We start from the raw sequence: 20,167 nt of genomic DNA, 5'->3' as shown, positions 1-20,167 counted from the left end.
GGCGCCTCGGCCGTGGGGCCGCTGGTCAGAAGACCACCAGGGCCCGCCCTCCCTTGCCCGCCAGCATGGTGTCGAAGGCCGCCGGGATGCCCTCCAGGGTGATGTGTTCGGTGACCAGGGAGGCGAGGTCCAGGCGGCCGGCCCGGACGTGCTCGGCGAGCAGCGGCAGATCGCGCGCCGGGTCGCAGTCGCCGTAGACGCAGCCGGAGAGGGTGCGGCCCCAGTGGAAGATCTCCAGGGCGTTGAAGGTGACCTGCTGGTCCTTGCCGCCGATGCCGACGACCGTGGTGCGGCCGCCGCGGCGGGTGGAGTCCCAGGCCGTGCGGATGGTGGTCGCGCGGCCCACGCACTCGACGGCCGCGTCGACGCCCTGCCGGCCGGTGAGGGCGCGGATCTCGCGGGCGGTGGTGTCGGAGGCGAGGAGGTAGTCGGTGGCGCCCGCGGCCCGGGCCAGCTCCTCCTTCTCCGGGGAGACGTCGACGGCGACGATCCTGGAGGCGCCGGCGATCCGGGCGGCCTGGAGGGTCGCGAGGCCGACCCCGCCGACGCCGAAGACGGCGACCGTCTCCCCGGGGCTCACCCGCGCGGAGTGGTGGACAGCGCCGTACCCGGTGAGGACCGCGCAGCCGAGGAGGGCGGCATCGGTCAGCGGGATCCCCTCGGGCAGGGGCAGGACGCAGGAGGCCTTGACGACCGTCTCCTCGGCGAACGCGGCGACGTTCAGGCCGGGGTGCAGGTCGGTGCCGTCGGCGGTACGGGCGTACACCTCGGCGGCGCCGTTCAGGGCGTTGGCGCACAGCCAGACCTCGCCGAGCCCGCAGGCGTGACAACTGCCGCAGGCCGGGGCCCAGTTGAGGACGACGGCGTCGCCGGGCGAGACATGGGCGACGTCCTCCCCGACGGACACGACCGTCCCCGCGCCCTCGTGGCCCAGGACCGCGGGGACCGGCACCCGCATGGTGCCGTCGGACAGCGACAGGTCGGAGTGGCACACCCCGGCGGCGGCGAGCCGGACGCGGACCTGTCCCGGGCCGGGGTCGGGCAGGTCGATCTCGGTGATCTCCAGCGGAGCGCCCACGGCGGGCAGGACGGCGGCACGGACCACGGGAAGCTCCTCGCTCCTCAGAACTGCAGGGACTTGGTCTGGAGGTACTCGACGAGGCCGTGGACGCCGAGTTCACGGCCGACGCCGGACTGCTTGTGACCGCCGAACGGCGCGAGCGGGTTGAAGCGTCCGCCGTTGATGTCGACCTGCCCGGTCTCCATGCGGCGGGCGAAGGCCACCGCTTCCGCCTCGTCACCGGCCCAGACGGCGCCGGCCAGCCCGTACACCGTGCCGTTGGCGATGCGCAGGGCGTCCTCCTCGTCCTCGTAGCGCAGGATCGACAGGACGGGACCGAAGATCTCCTCCTGGGCGATGGTCATCTCCGGGGTGACGTCGGCGAAGACCGTCGGGCTGACGAACCAGCCGCGCTCGCGCGGGGCCTCGGGGCCGCCCGCCACCAGCCGCGCGCCCTCGGCGATGCCCTTCTCGATGTAACCGCGCACCCGTGCCCGCTGCCCGGCGCTGACGACGGGGCCGATCCGGTCGCCGTACTTCGCGGCGGCGGTCGCGGCCAGCTCGACGGCCTGGTCGTACTGGTCGCGGTGGACCAGCATCCGGGTCCAGGCGCTGCATGTCTGGCCGGAGTTGGACATCACGTTGGCGACGCCGACGTTGACCGCGCGGGCGAGGTCGGCGCTCGGGAGGATGACGTTGGCGGACTTGCCGCCGAGTTCGAGGGCCACCTTCTTGACGGCGGCGCCGGCCGTCGCCGCGATCCGCCGGCCGACGGCCGTGGAGCCGGTGAAGGAGACCAGGTCGACGCCGGGGTGCTCGACGAGGGCCTGGCCCGCGACCGGGCCGAGGCCGGTGACCAGGTTGAAGACGCCGGCCGGGACGCCCGCCTCGTGGACCGCCTCGGCGAAGAGCTGGGCGGTCAGCGGGGTGTCCTCGGCGGGCTTCAGGACGACCGTGCAGCCCGCGGCGAGGGCCGGGGCGACCTTGGCGACGATCTGGTGGAGCGGGTAGTTCCAGGGCGTGATGGCGCCGACCACGCCGATCGGCTCGTGGAACACGGTCGAGTTGCCGACCCTCTCCTCGAAGGAGTGGGTGGCGGCCAGCTCGGCGTAGGAGGCGGCGACCGCGATCGGGACGGCGGCGTGCACTGCCTGGGAGAAGGGCAGCGGGGAGCCGAGTTCGGCGGTGACGGTCTCGGCGATCTCGTCCTTGCGGGCGGTGAGGACGTCCCGCAGGGCGGCCAGGCGCGCGGCCCGCTCGGCCGGCGGGGTCGCCGCCCAGCCCGCGAGCGCGGCACGGGCGGCGCGTACGGCGGCGTCGACGTCCTCGGGGCCACCGGCCGGGACGACGCCGATGACCTGCTCGTCCACCGGATCGATGACCTCGATCACGTCCTGGCCCGCGGCGGGGCGCCAGGCGCCGTCGAGGTAGATGCCGTCGTGTGCCTTCATCGCGTTCCCTCCGGGCGGTCCTCGTCGTCCGCGCCCTAAACTAGCGGCGATAGTTTTCGGGCGCCAGGGGGGCCTGCCGGGAGGGCGGCAGCGGCGGTTCACGGGCGGGGGTCGTCGGTTCAGCTAGTGGCCGCCTTCGGCTCGCGGATCTTGGTGAGGTGGGCGAAGACGACGAGGTTGCCCGAGTATCCCTTCCTGCGGTCGTAGGAGCCGCCGCAGGTGATCAGGCGCAGTTCGGGGCGGCCCCGGGCGCCGTACACCTCGCGGTCGGGGAAGTCGGACTTCTTGTAGCTCTTGACGGTGTCGACGATGTAGACGGCGGTCCGTCCGTCGGCGCGGCGGACCTCGACCCTGCGGCCGCGCCCGAGCTCGGACAGGCCCGCGAAGACGGCGGGACCGGTGTCGGTGTCGAGATGACCGACGGCGACGGCGGTGCCCTGCTGACCCGGGGCCGGCCCCTCCGCGTACCAGCCGACCAGCTTCGCCTCGTCCTGCGGCGGTGCGGGCAGCCGGCGCTCACTGTCCAGGCGGAGGTCCATGACCGGGGCGTCGACACCGAGATGCGGGATGAGGAGCCGGGTGGCCCGGGAGCGCGGGAGCGGACGCGGCGCGGCGGGGACACGGGGCCGGGCGGGCTCGGCCTGCCGGCGGGGGGCCGGCGGGCGTTGCGCGGCCCGCGAGGGCGGCGTGGCCGACGGCGGTCGAGCCGCTTTCCGGAGCGGCGCGCCCTGCTTGCCAGGGGGCCGGGGATGGGCGTGCCGCGGACGTACGGAGGGTGACCTCGGGGCCGCCTTCCGCGGCTGCGGGGACGACGGCTCTGAACCCGTCACCGGCGGGCGCACGGAGGGCGGCCGTGGGGTTCCCGGGACCTGTGCGCGCGCGGAGGACGCCCTGGACCGCGACAGCTGCGGACGCGCGGACGGTGGCTGCCCACCCGACACACGCGGACGCGCGGACGGCGGTCGCGCACCCGACGCCTGCGGGCGCGCGGAGGACGGCCGCGCGCCCGATGCCTGCGGGCGTGCGGAGGACGGCCGCGCACCCGACGCCTGCGGACGCCCGGGCGTCGCCCCCGGCGGGCGCGGCGCGGTCGGGCGGGCCGACGGCTCCCTCGTGCCCAGCCCCCACACGTCCGTCCCGCGCGCCGCCTGCTGTGGTCCTCGCGCGTCCGCCACCACACCGGCGGAGCCCACCGGTTCGGCCGCGACCGTCCCGGAGGGCTCCTCGTCCCCGGCCCACCAGACGCCGCCCGTCACCAGCGTGACGGCCAGGACGGCCGTCCGCGTCAGGCGGTAGGCGCGCGTCCGGTACCAGGGCCTGCGGATCCGCCTACGCGGCGCCATGCGAGCGGCGGCGCAGCCGGAACCACGCCGCCCCTCCGACAGCGGCCAGCCCGACGGCCGCGGCGCCCGCGACCGGGGTGAACGCGGCCTCGCGGGCCAGGCCGCCGGCGCCCGCGGGCGGACCGCCATTGGGGCCGCGCGGCGGCAGGTTCGGGCAGTTCATCCTGAAGAGCTTCTGCCTGCCCGCCCCGCTGGCGCCGGCGATCCGCCAGGTCAGCCTGTACTGCCCGGTCGGCAGCATCAGGTTCTCGGTGACGCCCGCCCCGTTGGCGAGGGTGATCACGCCGGAGAGCGTGGCACTGGTACCGGCCTGCGAGGACTGCGGCTCGATGGTCCAGGTGATGCCCTGGACGACGTCGAAGTTGAAGGCGTCCAGGTAGAACTTGCAGATCTTGGGCTGGTTGGCCTGCGCGTTGACGGCGGTGCCCACCGTCTGCACCTTGATGTCTCCGTTGTCCCCGGGGGCCGCGACGGCCTCGGGCGAGCCGAGGAGCACCGCTCCACCGACGGCGAGGGCCGTCAGCGCGGCGGCCCTGCGGGGACGGGACGAGGTCGGCATCAGAGAACCTCCGAGTCAGATGATTTTCATACAAATCCGCTTCCATCTGACTGGATGTCACATACCGGATCCCCGGTCACGCAGGCGGCGCGCGCCGCGCCTCAGATGTCGCCCTTCCGGCCCAGCGGCGGCCTGGAGCGCGGCTCCTCCTCCCCGTTCGGCTCCCCGTTCGTCCCCCCGTCAGCCTCCCCGTTCGGCTCCCCCTCCCGCTCGCCGCGCACGGGCCGCCGCGGGGAGCGCAGCGCCACACCCGACGACAGCAGCAACAGCACCCCCAGCATCAGGAAGGGCGCGGCGACGCCCGCCACCCCGGCGACCAGGCCCGCACCGGCGGGCGCGGCGACCTGGCCGAGGCGGTTGCCGGTCAGGCGCAGGGCGAGCGCCGTGGAGCGGGCGCCCTCGGGGGCGGCCTGGACGACCGTCGTCATGGACAGCGGCTGGCCGACCCCCAGGCAGAAGCCGAGGACGGCGAGGATCGCGGCGAGCGCCCACACCGGCACCGGCAGCGCGATCCCGGCGCACAGCAGGGCCGCGAGCAGACAGGTCACGGTGAGCAGCGCGGTGCGGCCGAGGAGCCGCAGCAGGGGCGTGAGCACCAGCCGGCAGGCGATGGTGGCCGCCGCCCGCAGGCTGAGCAGGACACCGACGACGGACGGCGCGATCCCCCGGTCCTCGCCGATCACCGGCAGGTAGGCGGTGAGGATGTCGGTCGCGGACAGCACCGAGAGGCTGACCAGGATGCCCGCCGGGACGCCCCGGGTGCGCAGGATGCGCACGACGGGCACACGGTCGCCCCGTCCGCCGTGGGACACCGACGCCGGCCGCCGGTGCTCGATGCGCCACAGCGAGGTGAACGCGACCGCGGCGACCGCCCCCGCGACGAGGAGGGCGAGCGCGCTGCTGCGGGCCATGTCGTGGCCACCGATCAGGGCGCCCGCCGCGATCGGGCCGACGAGCTGGCCCAGGGAGGCGCCGATGGTGAAGTGACCGAAGTTGCGGTCCTGTTCGTGCGGCGCGGACTGACGGGCGACGAGCGACTGGGAGCCGATGACGAAGCACAGGTGCCCGAGGCCCATCACCCCGCTCCACAGGGCCATCGCCCACAGGGAGCCGACGACGCCGCTGAGCGCGCAGCCGCCGGATATGAGCACCACCCCGACGGGCAGCAGGGGCGCGGCGCGCCCGTGGTCGGTACGGCGTCCCAGCGGGACGGCGGCGAACAGCGGCAGCAGCGCGTACACTCCGGCGATGACGCCGATCGCCCGCTCGTCGGCGCCCAGCGCCAGGGCCCGGTAGGAGACGGCGGGCCGTGCCATCGACACCGCCCCCTGCGCGAAGCCGAAGGCGATGACGAGGCGGAGCAGCCAGCCGCGGTTCCCACCGGGCCCCATGGTGAGCCTCCTGGAAAGGTCGGTCGGGGATCAGATGATGCCGAACAGGATCCCGGCGCCGAGGATCACCAGCGAGGTGAGCGCCGCCCACTTCACCACGAACCGGGTGTGGTCGCCGAACTCCACCTTCGCCATGCCGACGAGCACGTACACGGCCGGGACCAGCGGGCTGGACATGTGCAGCGGCTGGCCAACGAGCGAGGCGCGGGCGATCTCCAGCGGCGACACCCCGTGCGCGGCGCCGGCCTCGGCGAGCACCGGCAGGACACCGAAGTAGAAGCCGTCGTTGGACATGAAGTAGGTCAGCGGCAGGCTCAGGAAGCCGGTGACCAGCGCCATGTGCGGGCCCATGCCGCCCGGGATGCTGTCGACGATCCACTTGGCCATCGAGTCGACCATGCCGGTGCCCTGGAGGACGCCGGTGAAGACGGCGGCGGCGAAGACCATGCCGGAGACGTTGAGGACGTTGTCCGCGTGGGCGGCGAGCCGCGCCTTCTGGTCGGGGATGTGCGGGAAGTTGACGGTCAGCGCGAGCGCGGCACCGAGGATGAACAGCACCGGGATCGGCAGCCACTCCATGATCATCGCGGTGAGCAGGGCCACCGTGAGCAGCGCGTTGAACCAGTACAGCTTGGGCCGCAGGGTGGGGCGGTCGGGGTCGAGGCCCTGGAGACGGACGTCGTCGTTCTCGTCGTCGGCCGTGCCGGCGTCCGCGTCGGTGCCGGAGCCGGCCCCGCCGGTGCCCTTCGTCAGACGCACCTTGTCCGAGCCGCCGGAGGCACCCGCGCCGACGAGCACCGTCTCGGTCTCCTGCTCCCGGTCCTCCTCGCCCTTGACGGTCTTCTCCCGCTCCAGGACGTCGTCCAGGCTCAGCACGCCCAGCCGCTTGCGCTCGCGCAGACCGAGGAAGTACGACAGGACGATCACGAACAGCAGGCCGACGGCGAGCGCCGGGATCATCGGGACGAAGATGTCGCCCGCGTCGAGCTTGAGCGCGGTCGCGGCGCGAGCGGTCGGGCCGCCCCAGGGCAGCGTGTTCATCACGCCGTTGGCGGTGGCGGCGACACCGGTCATCACGACCAGACTCATCTTCAGGCGCTTGTACAGCGGGTACATCGCCGAGACGGTGATCATGAAGGTGGTCGAGCCGTCGCCGTCCAGCGACACGATCGCCGCGAGGAGGGCCGTGCCGACCACGACGCGCAGCGGGTCGGCCTTGCAGAACTTCAGGATGCCCCGGACGATCGGGTCGAAGAGGCCGACATCGATCATGAGGCCGAAGTAGACGATGGCGAACATCAGCATCGCGGCGGTGGGCGCGAGGTTGCCCACTCCCTCGATGACGTAGTCGCCGAGCTTGGCGCCCTTTCCGACGAAGACGCAGAAGAGTGCGGGGATCAGTACGAGCGCCGCGATCGGCGACATCTTCTTCATCATGATCAGGACCAGGAAGGTCGCGATCATGGCGAAGCCGAGGATGGTCAGCATGTGTGGATACCTAACGTTCGCCCTTGAACATCCCACCTGGGGGTCGGCGGTGCGTTGACGTTAGGACCGTTCAAACGGTGTTAACAAGACGTTGACGTGCGAGCAATAAGCGCAAAAGTCCTGGTCACGGCTTTGCTGAGGTCACGGGCATGAGCTTTTCGGTCACGGGGGCGACCTCCACGGGCACTCCGTTGAGGACCGCGTTGCCGGAGAGGGGGTCGAGCAGGCTGCCGTCGAGGAGCTGGTTGACGTTGACGCCGGGGTCGAGGACGGCGTGGCGCAGCCGGGTCCCGGGCCGGTCGTGGCCCCAGCCGTGCGGCAGGCTGACGACGCCCCGGCGGACGGTGTCGGTGACCTCGGCCGGCGCGGTCACCTCTCCCCCGGCGCCCTTGACCCGCACCGGCTCCCCGTCGCGCACGCCGAGCCGCTCGGCGTCCTCCGGGTGCAGGTGCAGGGTGCAGCGGTTGGTGCCGCCGGTCAGGGCCGGCACGTTGTGCATCCAGCTGTTGTTGGAGCGCAGATGGCGGCGCCCGACGAGGACAAGGCCGTCCGGCCGCTGCCGCAGCCCCTCCCGCAGCCGGGGGAGGTCGTCGGCGATCGGCCCCGGCAGCAGCTCGATCCGCCCGCTGCGCGTCTTCAGCGGCTGCGGCAGCCGTGGCCGCAGCGGCCCGAGATCGATGCCGTGCGGGTGGTCCAGCAGCCGGGCGAGGCTCAGCCCGTCCGGCCGTGCGCCGAAGCCGTCGCCGTAGGGGCCGAGGCGCAGCATCATGTCGAGGCGGCGTTCGGGGCCGTTGTCGCCGGTGAGCTGCGCGGCCAGCTCCTGCGGGTCACGGCCGTGCACGGGCGAGTGCTCCTCCCGCACCGCCTTGCCGAGGGTCTGCCCGATGACCAGGTCGTCGACGGCGGACGGGTCGGCGCCGTGCATGCCGGTCGCGGCCAGGGTCAGCCGGGCGAGGATCTCGGTCTCGGCCATCCGGCCGGGTTCGAGGGGCACGGCGGGGCGGGTGTAGCGGACCTGGTTGCGCACGGCGAGCGTGTTGAAGGCGAAGTCGTGGTGCGGGCTCTGGGAGGGCGGCGGCGGGGGCAGCACGACGTCGGCGTGGCGCGAGGTCTCGTTGAGGTACGGGTCGACGCTGACCATGAAGTCGAGGGAGCCCAGCGCCTTGTCGAGCCGGTCGCCGTCGGGGGCGGAGAGCACGGGGTTGGCGGCGACGACGATCAGCGCCCGGATCGGCTCCCCCTCCTCGGTGGCGGTGTCGATCTCCTCGGCGAGCGCGGACAGCGGCAGCTCGCCCTTGGCCTCCGGGTGCCGGCGCACCCGGGAGTGCCAGCGGCCGAGCGCGAAGCCGCGGCCGGGACCGGCGGGCCGGGGCGTCCGGTCGGTGGCGGCCTGCGGGAAGAGCGCGCCGCCGGGCCGGTCCAGGTTGCCGGTGAGGATGTTGAGGACGTCGACGAGCCAGCTGGCGAGCGTGCCGTAGGGGACCGTGCAGCTGCCGATGCGGCCGTAGACGGCGGCGGTCGGGGCGGCGGCGAGTTCCCGGGCGAGGACCCGGATCGTGCCGGCGTCCACGTCGCAGGCGGGGGCCACCGCCTCCGGGGTGAAGTCCCTTACGGCGGCGGCGAGTTCGTCGAGCCCTTCGACGTGCGGGGTCAGCTCGCCGAGCGCCACGAGGTCCTCCTCGAACAGCACCCGGGCCATCGCCGCGAGCAGCAGGGCGTCGGTGCCGGGGCGGATCGCCAGGTGCCGGTCGGCGAGCCGGGCGGTGCGGGTGCGGCGCGGGTCGACGACGGTGAGGGTGCCGCCGCGGGCCTTGAGCGCCTTCAGCTTGCCGGGGAAGTCGGGGGCGGTGCACAGACTCCCGTTGGACTCCAGCGGGTTGGCGCCGAGGAGGAGCAGGTGGTCGGTGTGGTCGAGGTCGGGCACCGGGATGGCGTTGGCGTCACCGAAGAGCAGTCCGCTGGAGACGTGCTTGGGCATCTGGTCGACGGTGGAGGCGGTGAAGAGGCTGTGCGTGCGCAGCGCGCCGAGCAGCACCGGCGGGTAGAGCGCGCCGGCCATGGTGTGCACGTTGGGGTTGCCGAGGACGACGCCGAGGGCGTGCGGCCCGTGCCGCTCGACGACCGGGCGGAGGCCTGCGGCGACGGCGTCGAAGGCTTCCGTCCAGGTGGCCTCGCGCAGCTCGCCGTCCCGGCGCACCAGAGGGGCGCGCAGCCGGTCCGGGTCGCCGTCGACGGCCCCGAAGGAGGCCCCCTTGGGGCAGATGAACCCCTTGCTGAACACGTCGTCGCGGTCCCCTCGGGCGCCGGTGACCCGCGTCCCCTCGACGGTGAGCGTCAGCCCGCAGGTGGCCTCGCACAGGGGGCAGATTCGCAGGGCGGTGCGGGACACGGGTCCTCCCGGGGGCAGCGGTGCCTGACCCGGTGAGCATACCGATCGGTATGCCGCACGGGGAGGGGTCCCCGCGAATGACCACCGGGGGCGGCCGCCGGGTCACCGAGCACGGCCGCCTGGTCACCGGGCACGGCCGCCGGGGTCACCCGGTACGGCCGCCCGGTCGCCGGGACCGTGGCGTCAGTCCAGCACCCGCCCCAGATACGCCCGCAGCAGCTCGCGCGTCTCCTCGATGACCTTCGCGTCTCCTTCCGGATCGATCCGGAAGGCCAGGTGGACGAGGGTGTCCGCGGTCTCCACGGCGATCAGGAAGGTGCGGTTCAGATCGTCGTCGGGCTCCCGGTCGAGGTAGTCGGCGAGGAGCAGGGTGAGGCGGTCGGCGACGCGGTGGTTGGGTTCGGAGCGGGAGCCGACCGGGATCTGGTTGCCGAAGTCCACGAGCGAGAAGCCGGGCGCGGTGCGCTTCATGGCCAGGTACTCGTCGAGCACGGCGTCCATGGCGGCCCGCCAGTCGCCCCGGCGGGCGTCCTTCAGGCGCTCGGTGACCCGCTCCGAGTAGCGCTCCAGGTTGCGCTGGGCGAGCGCGTCGGCCATCTGCCGCTTGTTGCCGAAGAAGCGGTAGACGGAGCCGATCGGGACGCCGGCGCGCTGGGCGACGGCACGGGTGCTCAGGGCGTCGTAGCCGACCTCGTCGAGGAGGTCGGCGCAGGCGTCCAGGATTCTGGTCAGCCGTTCGGCGCTGCGCCGCTGCACGGGCGCACGGCGTAGCGATGTCGCGTGGGGCACGGGCTTCATGATGCCTTTCCGCCGCGGTCCGGTGAACCTCGCCCCTGGGTACGGAACGAGGCGCCCGGCGCACTCAGCGCCGACGGCGCCGGCGCGGACGGTGACTGCGCGCGCGGCGAGGCCGTGCCCGACGGTGTTCCGGCGGTGGCCTCCGTCTCCGACGCGGTGATGTCCGCGGTGGCCTGCACCGGCTTGCCGTCGACGGCCCAGACCGTGCCGTCGTCGGCGTACAGGCGGGCGGTGACCTGGTGGGTACCGTGCGGCAGGTAGCCGGCCGGGAGGCGGTGGGAGGGAACGCGCAGGTCGGCGACCGGACGGTCGTCCACGAAGAGCCGGGCGACGCCGCGGCCGGTGACCGCGCCCGCCTCGGTCCCGGCCGGCGAGAACCGGAAGTTGCGCACCTTCAGGCGGACGTCCCAGCCGCCGTGGGCGTCGGGCTCCACCTCCAGGCCGACCTGCGGCGCCTCCTTCTCGTCCACCTCGCGGTAGTGCCGGCCCTCGGGGTCCGTGTGCTCGAGGACCTTGCCCGCGGGTGAGGGCGAGGCCGCCGTGCTCCGCCCGTCCCCCGGTGCGGGCACGTCACTGGAGCCGCAGCCCGCGGATCCGGTCAGCAGCAGGACACAGACCGCGAGCGCGGCGAGACTTCCGCGCGTCCACGACATGCCGGGGAGCGTAGAACACCGGTACGACACCGCGAATCCCCCTGGAGTCTGGTTCCGGCGCTCACGTGATCGTCCTTGCGCAGGAGGCCCCCGCACACCCGTCGGCGGCTCCCCCGACACCCCAGACGACCCCCGCGGGCGGCTCCCCCGTCGTCCGCGCCTGCCCGTGCCCCCTTGCGTCCGGGAAAACGCAATCCTACGGTGATGCATAGGAATCGGCGGCGAGGGAGCACGCATGAGCAACGGGGACGCACGCAAGACGGCCGAGGGGCTGGTGTACCTGTCGGGATTCGGCAACGAGCACGCCTCCGAGGCCGTACCCGGAGCCCTGCCCGAGGGCCGCAACTCGCCCCAGCGCGCCCCGCTCGGCCTGTACGCGGAGCAGCTGAGCGGCTCGGCGTTCACCGAGCCGCGCTCCCACAACCGCCGCTCGTGGCTGTACCGGATCCGCCCGTCGGCCGCGCACCCGGCGTTCACGCGCGCGCAGAACGGCGGGCTGCGCACGGCCCCCTTCGCCGAGACCGTCCCCGACCCCAACCGGCTGCGCTGGAACCCGCTGCCCGATCCGCCGGCCGGGACGGACTTCCTCGCGGGCCTGTGGACCCTCGGCGGCAACGGCGACGTCACCCAGCGCACCGGCATGGCCGTGCACCTCTACCGCGCCGACGCCTCGATGGAGCGGGTCTTCGGCAACGCCGACGGGGAGCTGCTGATCGTCCCCGAGCGCGGCGGACTGCTGCTGCGCACGGAGTTCGGCCTGCTGCACGCCGAGCCGGGTGACGTGGCGCTGATCCCGCGCGGGGTCCGCTTCCGCGTCGAGCTGCTCGACAGCACGGCCCGCGGCTACGTCTGCGAGAACTACGGCGCCCCGTTCCGCCTCCCCGACCTCGGCCCGATCGGCGCCAACGGGCTGGCCAACCCGCGCGACTTCCGCGCCCCCGTCGCCGCGTACGAGGACGTCGAAGGCCCGGTGGAGGTGGTCAACAAGTTCTGCGGCAACCTCTGGACGGCCACCTACGACCACTCCCCGCTGGACGTCGTCGCCTGGCACGGCACCCATGTCCCGTACGTCTACGACCTACGGCGCTTCAACGTCATCGGGACGATCTCCTACGACCACCCGGACCCGTCGATCTTCACGGTGCTGACCTCGCCGTCGGACACCCCGGGCCTGGCGGGCGTGGACTTCGTGGTGTTCGCGCCGCGCTGGCTGGTGGGCGAGGACACCTTCCGGCCGCCGTACTTCCACCGGAACGTGATGAGCGAGTACATGGGCCTGATCGAGGGCGCGTACGACGCCAAGACCGCCGGCGAGGGAGGTTTCGTGCCGGGCGGCGGTTCGCTGCACAACATGATGTCGGCGCACGGACCGGACCGGGAGACCTTCGACCGGGCGAGCGCCGCCGAGCTGCGGCCGCAGAAGGTCGACGACGGGCTGGCTTTCATGTTCGAGACGCGGTGGCCGGTGACCCTCACCCGGCAGGCGGCCGAAGCCGAGCACCTGCAACAGCGGTACGACGACGTGTGGTCGGGCCTGGAGCGGCACTTCCGGCCGTTGCACTGACCGTCACGCGACAGGTACGGATAGCCCGTGACCTCCTTCGCCCCGGACTCGATCGTCCTGAACCGCAAGCTGCCGCTCTGGTACCAGGTGTCGCAGTCGCTGCGCGCCTCGATACTCGGCCGTTCGCCACGGGATCCCCTGCGGCTGCCCACCGAGGAACAGCTGGCCGGTCACTACGGGGTGAGTGTGCTGACCATGCGGCAGGCACTGAAGGAGCTGGAGGACGAGGGGCTGATCACCCGGCACCGCCGGCGCGGCACCTTCATCGAGCCGACCGCGCGGCGGGGCGCCCCGGTCCGGCTGCTGGGCTCGGTCGACGCGATCGTGGCCCAGCAGTCCGGCATGGCGACGGAGCTGCTGGACCACGGCAGGGGCGAGGTCCCCGCCGAACTCGCCGAGCACTTCCCGGACGTGGCGCAGGTGGCGACGTACCACCGGCTGCGCGGGGACGGGTCGACGGGCGAGCCGACCAACCACGCCCGCAACTACGTCCGCCCGGAGATCGCCGCCCGGTTCGATCCGCGGGAGCTGGTCCACGCGCCGATGACGAAGGTGCTGCGGGACGTCGTGGGCGCGGACATCGGCCGGATCACGGACACGGTCGAGGCCCGGCTGGCCGACCCGGAGACGGCCCGGCTGCTGCGCGTCCCGCTGCTCAGCCCGATCCTGCACTACACGGGCGTGACCTACGACGTCGACGGCCGTGCGCTGGACGTGGCCGTCATCCACTACCGCGGCGACCGTTTCTCCTTCACGGTGACGCTGGACGCCACCTGACCCGCCGCCCGGGAGGCCGTCGTACGATGCCCAGCGTGACGCACGACGACGCTCCGCCGCTGGCGGACCTCATGCCGTGGTCCGTCGCACCGCCGCGGCTCGGCCGGGGGTGGCCGGCGGCCCCCGACGCCGCTTGTCTGAAGGCCCGTTGGGACGCCCTGATGAAGGCCGAGGGCCCGGACCGCGAGGCCCTGTTCGAGCCGACCCGGGCGCGCACCCCGTACACGGCGGTCGGCCGGCTGCCCGGCCGGGCCGCCGGCACGGAGAAGCTGATCCGCGCCTCCGGCCCCTGCCCGGAGCCGGTCCGTGTCCTCGCCGCCCCCTTCGACGAGCAGTGGCTCCTGCCCGACCATCGTCTGATCGACGCGGCCCGCCCCGAGCTGTGGCGGGTGGCGGACGAGCACCAGGTCTTCGTGGTGGAGACACCGGACGCGCCCTTCCTGCTGGCGACCTCGCTCTTCCCGCTGCTGCGCACCGGCCGGGTCCGCCCGCTCCACCGCCGCCCGGGCGCCATGGAACCCAACCTGGCCCCCGGCCTGCTGGCCCACCTGGGCCATTCGGCCGACCCGCTGGACTTCCTGGCCTGGACCCTCGCCGCCGTCCGCCCCGACCTGACGGTCCCCCTCCCCCGTGATCCCGGCCTCTGGACCGAAGGCGTCGAGCTGGGCCACCGCGTCCTCTGGCTCCAGCGCCGCGACGGCGACCGCCCCAAACTCCCGGGCGGCCGCCGCCCCTACGTCCGCGCCCCGCTCCCGGCCCGCCCCCTGACCCTCCGCTACGACCGCGAGGAGGAGACCCTCCACCTCGACGACGGCCGCATCTCCCCGGTGCCGCCCGAGGCCTGGGACTTCCAGGCGGGAGGAGCGCGGGTCCTGGAGCAGTGGTTCACGACGCGGACGGCGGAGCCCGAGCCGGGCACCCTGGCGGCGATCCGCCCGACGACCTGGCCGCAGACGTGGACCTCGGAGCTCCTGGAGCTGATCACGGTGCTGGCCCTGCTGGCGGAAGTGCGCCCGTGGCAGGAGGAGCTGGAGGTGGCGGACCCGGTCACGACGGCGGAACTGCGCGAGGCGGGCGTCCTGCCGGTCCCGGACCGGGTCCGCCGCCCGGCGTCGATCCTGGACCACGACGAGGAGGGCCCGGAGGGCCAGCTCGCCCTCCTCTAGCCTCTCGGGGTGAAGGCGTCCAGGACCCTGTTGAGCGCCAGCTCGAACACCGCTTCCAGGTCGATCGGCCCCGGGTCCTCCGTGAACGCCGCAGCCATCCGGGGGAATGCCCCGCTCGCCAGCTGCCCTCCGAGGTAGGCGATCCGCACCGCGTTCTCCTCCTCCTCCGACCAGGGCAGTGACCGCGAACGCTCGGCCGTGGCCAGCTCGTTGGCCACATACGTCGTCACGGTCCCGTTGAGCATCCCGACGAGCTGGAGCTTCATGCCGTACGTCATGTCCAGCGGGTCCAGGCAGGCCAGGCAGTGCTCCAGGTACCGCAGGGCGTTCGGGCTGAAGCCGTACACGGGGGACATCAGCCGGGGCAGCCACGGGTGGCGCCGCATCAGGGCGCGGGTCTGCCGGCCCACCCGCAGCATGTCGGCGCGCCAGTCACCGCTCGGCTCCCACAGCTCGTGCTCGCCGCTGATCGCGTCCACCATCAGCTCGAACAGGTCCTCCTTGCGGGGGACGTAGTTGTACAGCGACATGGTGCCGCAGCCCAGCTCGGCGGCCACATGCCGCATGGACACCGCGTCGAGCCCGTCCGCGTCGGCGATCCGCACGGCCGCCGCCGCGATGTCGGCCCGTGTGTAGGCCGGCCTGGGCCCTCGTCCCGTCCGCTCGGGACGGGCCCAGATCACTTCGGGTACGGCCGCTCGGCCCACCATCGATCATCACCTCGCCACCATCGTAGTTACGTACGCCGTACGTAGTGCGTTATGGTCGACGCATGACAACTACGTACGCTGTACTTAGTGAAGGCCTGGAGAAGCGTTTCGGCGAGGTGGCGGCCCTGCGCGGTCTCGACCTGGCCGTCGAGCGCGGAACCGTGTGCGGGATCCTCGGCCCGAACGGGGCGGGCAAGACCACGGCGGTACGGCTGCTGACGACCCTGCTGCGGCCGGACGCCGGCTCGGCCCGGGTGGCGGGGCACGACCTGGTCCGCGAGGCGACCGCGGTACGCCGGGCGATCGGTGTCACCGGGCAGTACGCCTCGGTCGACGGCGACCTGACCGGCCGGCAGAACCTGCGCCTGTTCGCGCGGCTGCACCGCGTGCGGGGCCCCGCGGGACGCGCCGAGGAGCTGCTGGAGCGCTTCGGGCTCACCGAGGCCGCCGACCGCCCCGCGTCGACCTGGTCGGGCGGTATGCGCCGCCGTCTCGACCTCGCGGCGAGCCTGGTCCGCCGCCCGGAGGTCCTCTTCCTCGACGAGCCGACCACCGGCCTCGACCCGGCCAGCCGGAACAGCGTCTGGGACGCCGTGCGGGAGCTGAAGCGGGACGGCACGACGGTCCTGCTGACCACCCAGTACCTGGAGGAGGCGGACCAGCTCGCCGACGACATCGCCCTGGTGGACCGGGGCCGCGTCGCCCACACCGGTTCCCCGCGCCACCTCAAGGCGCTCATCGGCTCCTACGCGGAAGTGGTCGTCACCGACCCGGACGCGCTGACGAAGGCGGCGGGCGTGCTGGATCACCTCACGGGCGGACAGCCGTCGTTCGACCACGCCCGCGGCGCCGTCGGCGCGGTCACCCGCGACACCACGCTCACGCTGCCCCGCCTGGTGCGCGAACTCGACGCGGCGGGCGTGCCGTTGCTCGACGCGAGCCTGCGCCCGCCCACCCTCGACGAGGTGTTCCTGCACCTCACCGACGACAAGGAGGTCGCGGCATGAGCACGCTGGCCCACGACGGCACGGCCATGCTGGGCCGGCAGCTGCTGCGCGTCCGCAACAACCCGGCCCTGGTGGTCCTGACCCAGACGATGCCGATCACCATGCTGCTGTTCTTCGGCTACGTCTTCGGCAGCGCGCTGGCCATGCCGGGCGCGGAGTACCGCTCCTTCCTGGTGCCGGGCCTGCTGGTGGCGACCGCCGCCAACGGGATCATGACCGGCATGTTCCAGGCGGCGCAGGACGTGCACCGGGGCGTGACCGACCGGCTGCGCACCCTGCCGGTGAGCCGGGCCGCGGTGCCGCTCGGACAGGCGGTCGCCGACCTCGTCGTCACGGCGGCGGGCACCGTGCCGTTCCTGCTGGTGGGGCTCGCGGTGGGCTGGCGCGTGGAGGGCTCGGCGCTCGCGGCCGCCGGCGCGGTGGCGCTCCTGCTGCTGTTCCGGTTCGCCTGCACCTGGGCCGGGATCTTCCTCGGGCTGGCCTCCCGCAGCGAGGAGGCCGCCGGCCAGCTCGGCAGCGCGACCTTCATGCTGCCGCTGCTGTCCAACGCCTACATCCCCGCCGACGGCCTGCCGGGCTGGCTGCGCACGCTCGCCGAGTGGAACCCGATCAGCGCGGTCACCACGGCCCTGCGGGACCTGTTCGGCAACGCGCCGGTCCCGGAGGGCGCCGCCTGGCCGGTGGCGCATCCGGTCGCCGGGTCGCTGGCCTGGTGCGCGCTGCTGATCGCGGTATTCGCTCCGCTGGCCGTGAACCGGTACGCGCACCCCCGCGCATGACAAACCGGCGGGGCGGGGGCCATGATCCACCCCATGGACCAGCTCCCCGCTCCCCTGCCCCTTGAGGGCCTCACCGTCGTCGCCGTCGAGCAGGCCGTCGCGGCCCCGTTCGCCACCCGGCAGCTCGCCGACCTGGGCGCCCGGGTGATCAAGGTGGAGCGGGTCGACGGCGGCGACTTCGCGCGCGGCTACGACACCGCCGCCCGCGGCCTCGCCTCGCACTTCGTGTGGTGCAACCGCGGCAAGGAGTCCGTCGCCCTGGACCTGAAGGACCCCCGCGGCCTGGACGTCGTACGCCGGCTGGTGGCGGACGCCGACGTGTTCGTGCAGAACCTCGCGCAGGGGGCGGCGGCCCGGCTCGGCCTGGACGCGGCCACCCTGTGCGCGGCACACCCGCGGCTGATCGCCGTCGACATCTCCGGCTATGGGGCGAGCGGCCCCTACGCGGACAAGCGGGCCTACGACATGCTCGTGCAGTGCGAGGCGGGGCTGGTCTCGGTGACCGGGACGCCCGGGCAGCCGGTGAAGGCGGGGATCCCGGCCGCGGACATCGCGGCGGCCATGTACGCCTTCTCGGGTGTGCTGGCGGCGCTGGTGCGGCGGGGCACGACCGGGCGGGGCGGACCGGTGGAGGTGTCGATGCTGGAGGCGCTCGCGGAGTGGATGGGCCACCCCCTGCACCACACCCTGCACGGCGGGGACGCCCCCGCCCGTACCGGCCTCGCGCACGCCGTGATCGCGCCCTACGACGCGTACGCCACCGCCGACGGTGGACGGGTGCTGCTGTCGGTGCAGAACGACCGGGAGTGGCGGCGGCTGGCCGAAAAGGTGTTGGGCCGACCGGAGTTGGGGACCGATCCGGCGTATGCGACGAACGCGGCGCGGGTCGCGCGCCGGGAGCGCACGGACGCGCTGGTGGCGAAGGCGCTGGGGATGATGAGCACCGACGAGGCGCTGTCGCGGCTGGACGGCGCGGGCATCGCGTGCGCGCGCCTGAGGGATCTGCGCGCGCTGGCGGAGCATCCGCAGCTGGCGGCCCGTGAGCGGTGGCGGGAGGTGGACTCGCCGGTCGGGCCGTTGCGGGCGCTGCTGCCCCCGATCACCTTGCCGGGCGGGGCGGAGGCACGGATGGGGGCCGTGCCCGCGCTCGGGGAGCACACCGAGGCGGTGCTGCGTGCCGTGGGGATGACGGACGACGAGATCGCAGCGTTGTGCCGGGACGGTGTGGCCGCCTGAGCGCGGGCCTCAGTGCTTGTTGTTGCCGCCGAACAGCGAACGGCGCAGTCGGCGTAGTGGCGCGAAGAGCGACACCCGGCGTACGCGCGCGCCCCTCGAGTTGCGGTCCTGGGTGGGCTCACGCGCCGTCAGTTCCCGCATGAGCGAGGTCGCCTCGACGGTCTCCCGCTGCGGTATGGCGGGACCCGCAAGCACCGAGAGATGGCGGTCGAGACGCGAACTGCTCGCGCTGCTCCCGCAGGTGATCGCAGGGACCCTCGCCCTGCTGCGCATCGTTATCTGTTCCATGTCACTCCCCACCCGTACGAGTCCACCCGGCCCGGGCAGGGTAACCCTATCGCCCCGCCGGGGCACGCGTGTATCGCGGTCACAGGATTCACCTTCCCCATAAGGGGGTTGACAATGCCCCTTCGATCACTCTCCGAATCCGACCGATTTCAGGGTGAGTTGGACAATGGGCTGGGTGGTGGGCTGAGGTGATCCCCCGTCGGGCTCGACGGTCACAGCCAGTGATGTCGCGGCGGGTTCGAGGCCGGTCGCGACCAAGGGCGTGTCGCCGTCGAAGAGACCGAGGGAGCGTGGTTGCGCGCCGGGGCGCATGAGCCACAGCTGGTGCACCTGTCCGGCGGGCAGCCCCGCGTATCCGTTCAGGGTGACGATCGCTTGGCCCTCGGAGGCGGAAGCGATTACTCCGATACTGCGTCCCTGGGCGTCCCTTCCGCTGCTCGCCCGGGCATCGGGAGCTGCGAGAACGTGGGCGATCTCACGTGCCTGGGCCCGCTCGGCGTCCAGCTGCTCCCGGGTGCGGTCGGCCTGAACGGCGAAGAGGGAGGCGACGACGAGGGCGGCGGCGGCCGTGGCGGTGGCGAACGGCACGAACAGCGGGCGGCGCGCGCGGGGCGCACGGGTGCGTCGGGGCGGCGGCTGGGTGCCCCAGACGTGCGGCGGCAGTTGAGGCGTGCGCTCCCGCACCGGCGCGGGTCCCGGCTCCTGCGGAGTGGTCCGTACGGCGGCCAGGACCCGGTCGCGCATCGCGGGCGGCGGCGGGGCGGCCGTCGACCAGGCGAGCCGGACGGCGTCCTCGGACAGCTCCCGCACCTCGGCGGCGCAGCGGTCGCAGCCCTTGAGGTGCTTCTCGAAGCGGCGGCGCTCGTCGGGGTCGAGGGCGTCGAGCGCGTAGGGCGCGGCGAGCGAGTGCAGGTCCTCGCGGCGGAACAGGCTCATGCGGCCCCTCCCAGGCAGTCGCGCAGCCGCGAGAGTCCGTCGCGCATCCGCGTCTTGACGGTGCCCAGCGGCAGGGAGAGCCGCTCGGCCACCTCTCGGTAGGTGTAGCCGTCGTAGTAGGCCAGGGTGACGGACTGGCGTTGCAGCGCCGTCAGCCGGTCCAGGCAGCGGCGCACCAACTGGCGCTCCAGGCCTGCCTCGACCTCCTCGGACACCTGGTCGAAGGCGGGGTGGTGGGCGCGCTGGGCCTCGCGCTGCTCGCGTTCGCCGGCCGCGCGGGCGCTGCGCACCCGGTCGACGGCGCGGCGGTGGGCGAGGGTGAGGATCCACGACAGGGCGCTGCCACGGCCGGGGTCGAAGCGGGCGGCGGAACGCCAGGCCTCCAGCAGCACTTCCTGCGCCACCTCCTCCGACTGGGCGGGATCCCGCACCACGCGTCGCACGAGACCGAACACCGGCCCGGACACCAGTGCGTAGAGCTGCTCGAAGGCCCTCTGGTCGCCGCCCGCCACGAGTACCAGCAGCTCGTCCGCCTCCATACGGTCCCCCTCCCGACGGCCGCACCAGGACCG

19 protein-coding genes are annotated in these 20,167 nt (G+C 73.6%); 6 read left to right on the top strand and 13 right to left on the bottom strand.

Annotated features, from left to right (window positions below; genetic code table 11):
* Window positions 1-25: 25 nt before the first annotated feature.
* From ALMP_RS14570 to ALMP_RS14530, 9 genes are all read right to left on the bottom strand, one after another.
* Window positions 26-1,105: a Zn-dependent alcohol dehydrogenase gene (locus tag ALMP_RS14570; RefSeq protein WP_264927736.1), complete on the bottom strand. Its 1,080-nt coding sequence runs from the start codon at window positions 1,103-1,105 to the stop codon at window positions 26-28.
* 17 nt (window positions 1,106-1,122) lie between these two features.
* Window positions 1,123-2,511 carry an aldehyde dehydrogenase family protein gene (locus ALMP_RS14565; protein ID WP_264927734.1) on the bottom strand — a complete coding sequence of 463 codons (1,389 nt, stop codon included), beginning with the start codon at window positions 2,509-2,511 and terminating at the stop codon, window positions 1,123-1,125.
* A 119-nt stretch (window positions 2,512-2,630) separates the two neighbouring features.
* Window positions 2,631-3,854, bottom strand: coding sequence for a class F sortase (locus tag ALMP_RS44380; RefSeq protein WP_375803483.1), 1,224 nt, complete (start codon window positions 3,852-3,854; stop codon window positions 2,631-2,633).
* Window positions 3,841-4,413, bottom strand: coding sequence for a hypothetical protein (locus ALMP_RS14555; RefSeq protein WP_264927732.1), 573 nt, complete (start codon window positions 4,411-4,413; stop codon window positions 3,841-3,843). Before ALMP_RS14555 ends, ALMP_RS44380 begins: the two co-directional genes overlap by 14 nt.
* 101 nt (window positions 4,414-4,514) lie before the next feature.
* A complete protein-coding gene (locus ALMP_RS14550; RefSeq protein WP_264927730.1) occupies window positions 4,515-5,804 on the bottom strand; it encodes an MFS transporter in 1,290 nt (429 codons plus the stop codon).
* Between the two features lie 30 nt (window positions 5,805-5,834).
* Window positions 5,835-7,292, bottom strand: a complete 1,458-nt coding sequence (locus tag ALMP_RS14545) for a CitMHS family transporter (protein WP_264927728.1) — start codon at window positions 7,290-7,292, stop codon at window positions 5,835-5,837.
* A 124-nt stretch (window positions 7,293-7,416) separates the two neighbouring features.
* A complete protein-coding gene (locus ALMP_RS14540; protein WP_264927727.1) occupies window positions 7,417-9,681 on the bottom strand; it encodes a molybdopterin oxidoreductase family protein in 2,265 nt (754 codons plus the stop codon).
* A gap of 183 nt (window positions 9,682-9,864) precedes the next feature.
* Window positions 9,865-10,479, bottom strand: a complete 615-nt coding sequence (locus ALMP_RS14535) for a TetR/AcrR family transcriptional regulator (protein ID WP_264927726.1) — start codon at window positions 10,477-10,479, stop codon at window positions 9,865-9,867.
* On the bottom strand, window positions 10,476-11,132 hold the full coding sequence (locus ALMP_RS14530; protein WP_264927725.1) for a hypothetical protein: 657 nt from the start codon (window positions 11,130-11,132) through the stop codon (window positions 10,476-10,478). The genes ALMP_RS14535 and ALMP_RS14530 overlap by 4 nt, the downstream gene beginning before the upstream one ends.
* Before the next feature lie 235 nt (window positions 11,133-11,367).
* On the opposite strand from ALMP_RS14530, the gene hmgA reads away from it, so the two are divergent.
* From hmgA to ALMP_RS14515, 3 genes are read left to right on the top strand one after another with little or no spacing between them, the layout of a single operon-like run.
* The gene (gene hmgA / locus ALMP_RS14525) at window positions 11,368-12,696 is read left to right on the top strand and encodes a homogentisate 1,2-dioxygenase (protein WP_264927723.1); all 1,329 of its coding nucleotides are present in this window, start codon (window positions 11,368-11,370) and stop codon (window positions 12,694-12,696) included.
* A 27-nt stretch (window positions 12,697-12,723) separates the two neighbouring features.
* On the top strand, window positions 12,724-13,473 hold the full coding sequence (locus ALMP_RS14520; RefSeq protein ID WP_264927722.1) for a GntR family transcriptional regulator: 750 nt from the start codon (window positions 12,724-12,726) through the stop codon (window positions 13,471-13,473).
* 26 nt (window positions 13,474-13,499) lie between these two features.
* A complete protein-coding gene (locus ALMP_RS14515; RefSeq protein WP_264927720.1) occupies window positions 13,500-14,639 on the top strand; it encodes a type ISP restriction/modification enzyme in 1,140 nt (379 codons plus the stop codon).
* On the opposite strand, the gene ALMP_RS14510 is transcribed toward ALMP_RS14515, so the two are convergent.
* Window positions 14,636-15,349 (bottom strand): TetR/AcrR family transcriptional regulator, encoded by a 714-nt coding sequence (locus ALMP_RS14510; protein ID WP_264927718.1) that lies wholly within the window; start codon window positions 15,347-15,349, stop codon window positions 14,636-14,638. The two genes, ALMP_RS14515 and ALMP_RS14510, sit on opposite strands and share 4 nt — an antisense overlap.
* 62 nt (window positions 15,350-15,411) lie before the next feature.
* Between ALMP_RS14510 and ALMP_RS14505 the strand changes: the two genes are divergently transcribed.
* From ALMP_RS14505 to ALMP_RS14495, 3 genes are read left to right on the top strand one after another with little or no spacing between them, the layout of a single operon-like run.
* Window positions 15,412-16,356: an ATP-binding cassette domain-containing protein gene (locus ALMP_RS14505; protein ID WP_264927717.1), complete on the top strand. Its 945-nt coding sequence runs from the start codon at window positions 15,412-15,414 to the stop codon at window positions 16,354-16,356.
* Entirely contained in the window at window positions 16,353-17,135 is a 783-nt protein-coding gene (locus ALMP_RS14500) for an ABC transporter permease (protein ID WP_264927716.1), read from the top strand. Before ALMP_RS14505 ends, ALMP_RS14500 begins: the two co-directional genes overlap by 4 nt.
* Window positions 17,136-17,168: 33 nt before the next feature.
* Complete coding sequence (locus ALMP_RS14495) at window positions 17,169-18,371, top strand: CaiB/BaiF CoA-transferase family protein (protein WP_264927715.1); 1,203 nt, start codon at window positions 17,169-17,171, stop codon at window positions 18,369-18,371.
* A gap of 9 nt (window positions 18,372-18,380) precedes the next feature.
* On the opposite strand, the gene ALMP_RS14490 is transcribed toward ALMP_RS14495, so the two are convergent.
* The 3 genes from ALMP_RS14490 to ALMP_RS14480 form a co-directional block, all read right to left on the bottom strand.
* Window positions 18,381-18,659 carry a hypothetical protein gene (locus tag ALMP_RS14490; RefSeq protein WP_264927713.1) on the bottom strand — a complete coding sequence of 93 codons (279 nt, stop codon included), beginning with the start codon at window positions 18,657-18,659 and terminating at the stop codon, window positions 18,381-18,383.
* Between the two features lie 126 nt (window positions 18,660-18,785).
* A complete protein-coding gene (locus ALMP_RS14485) occupies window positions 18,786-19,595 on the bottom strand; it encodes an anti-sigma factor (protein ID WP_264927711.1) in 810 nt (269 codons plus the stop codon).
* Window positions 19,592-20,134 carry a sigma-70 family RNA polymerase sigma factor gene (locus tag ALMP_RS14480; RefSeq protein ID WP_264927709.1) on the bottom strand — a complete coding sequence of 181 codons (543 nt, stop codon included), beginning with the start codon at window positions 20,132-20,134 and terminating at the stop codon, window positions 19,592-19,594. The genes ALMP_RS14485 and ALMP_RS14480 overlap by 4 nt, the downstream gene beginning before the upstream one ends.
* Between the last annotated feature and the right edge of the window lie 33 nt (window positions 20,135-20,167).

The sequence above is a fragment of the Streptomyces sp. A012304 genome, from assembly GCF_026008495.1.
GTDB lineage: Bacteria > Actinomycetota > Actinomycetes > Streptomycetales > Streptomycetaceae > Streptomyces.
This window is presented reverse-complemented; position numbering and strand designations above follow the sequence as displayed.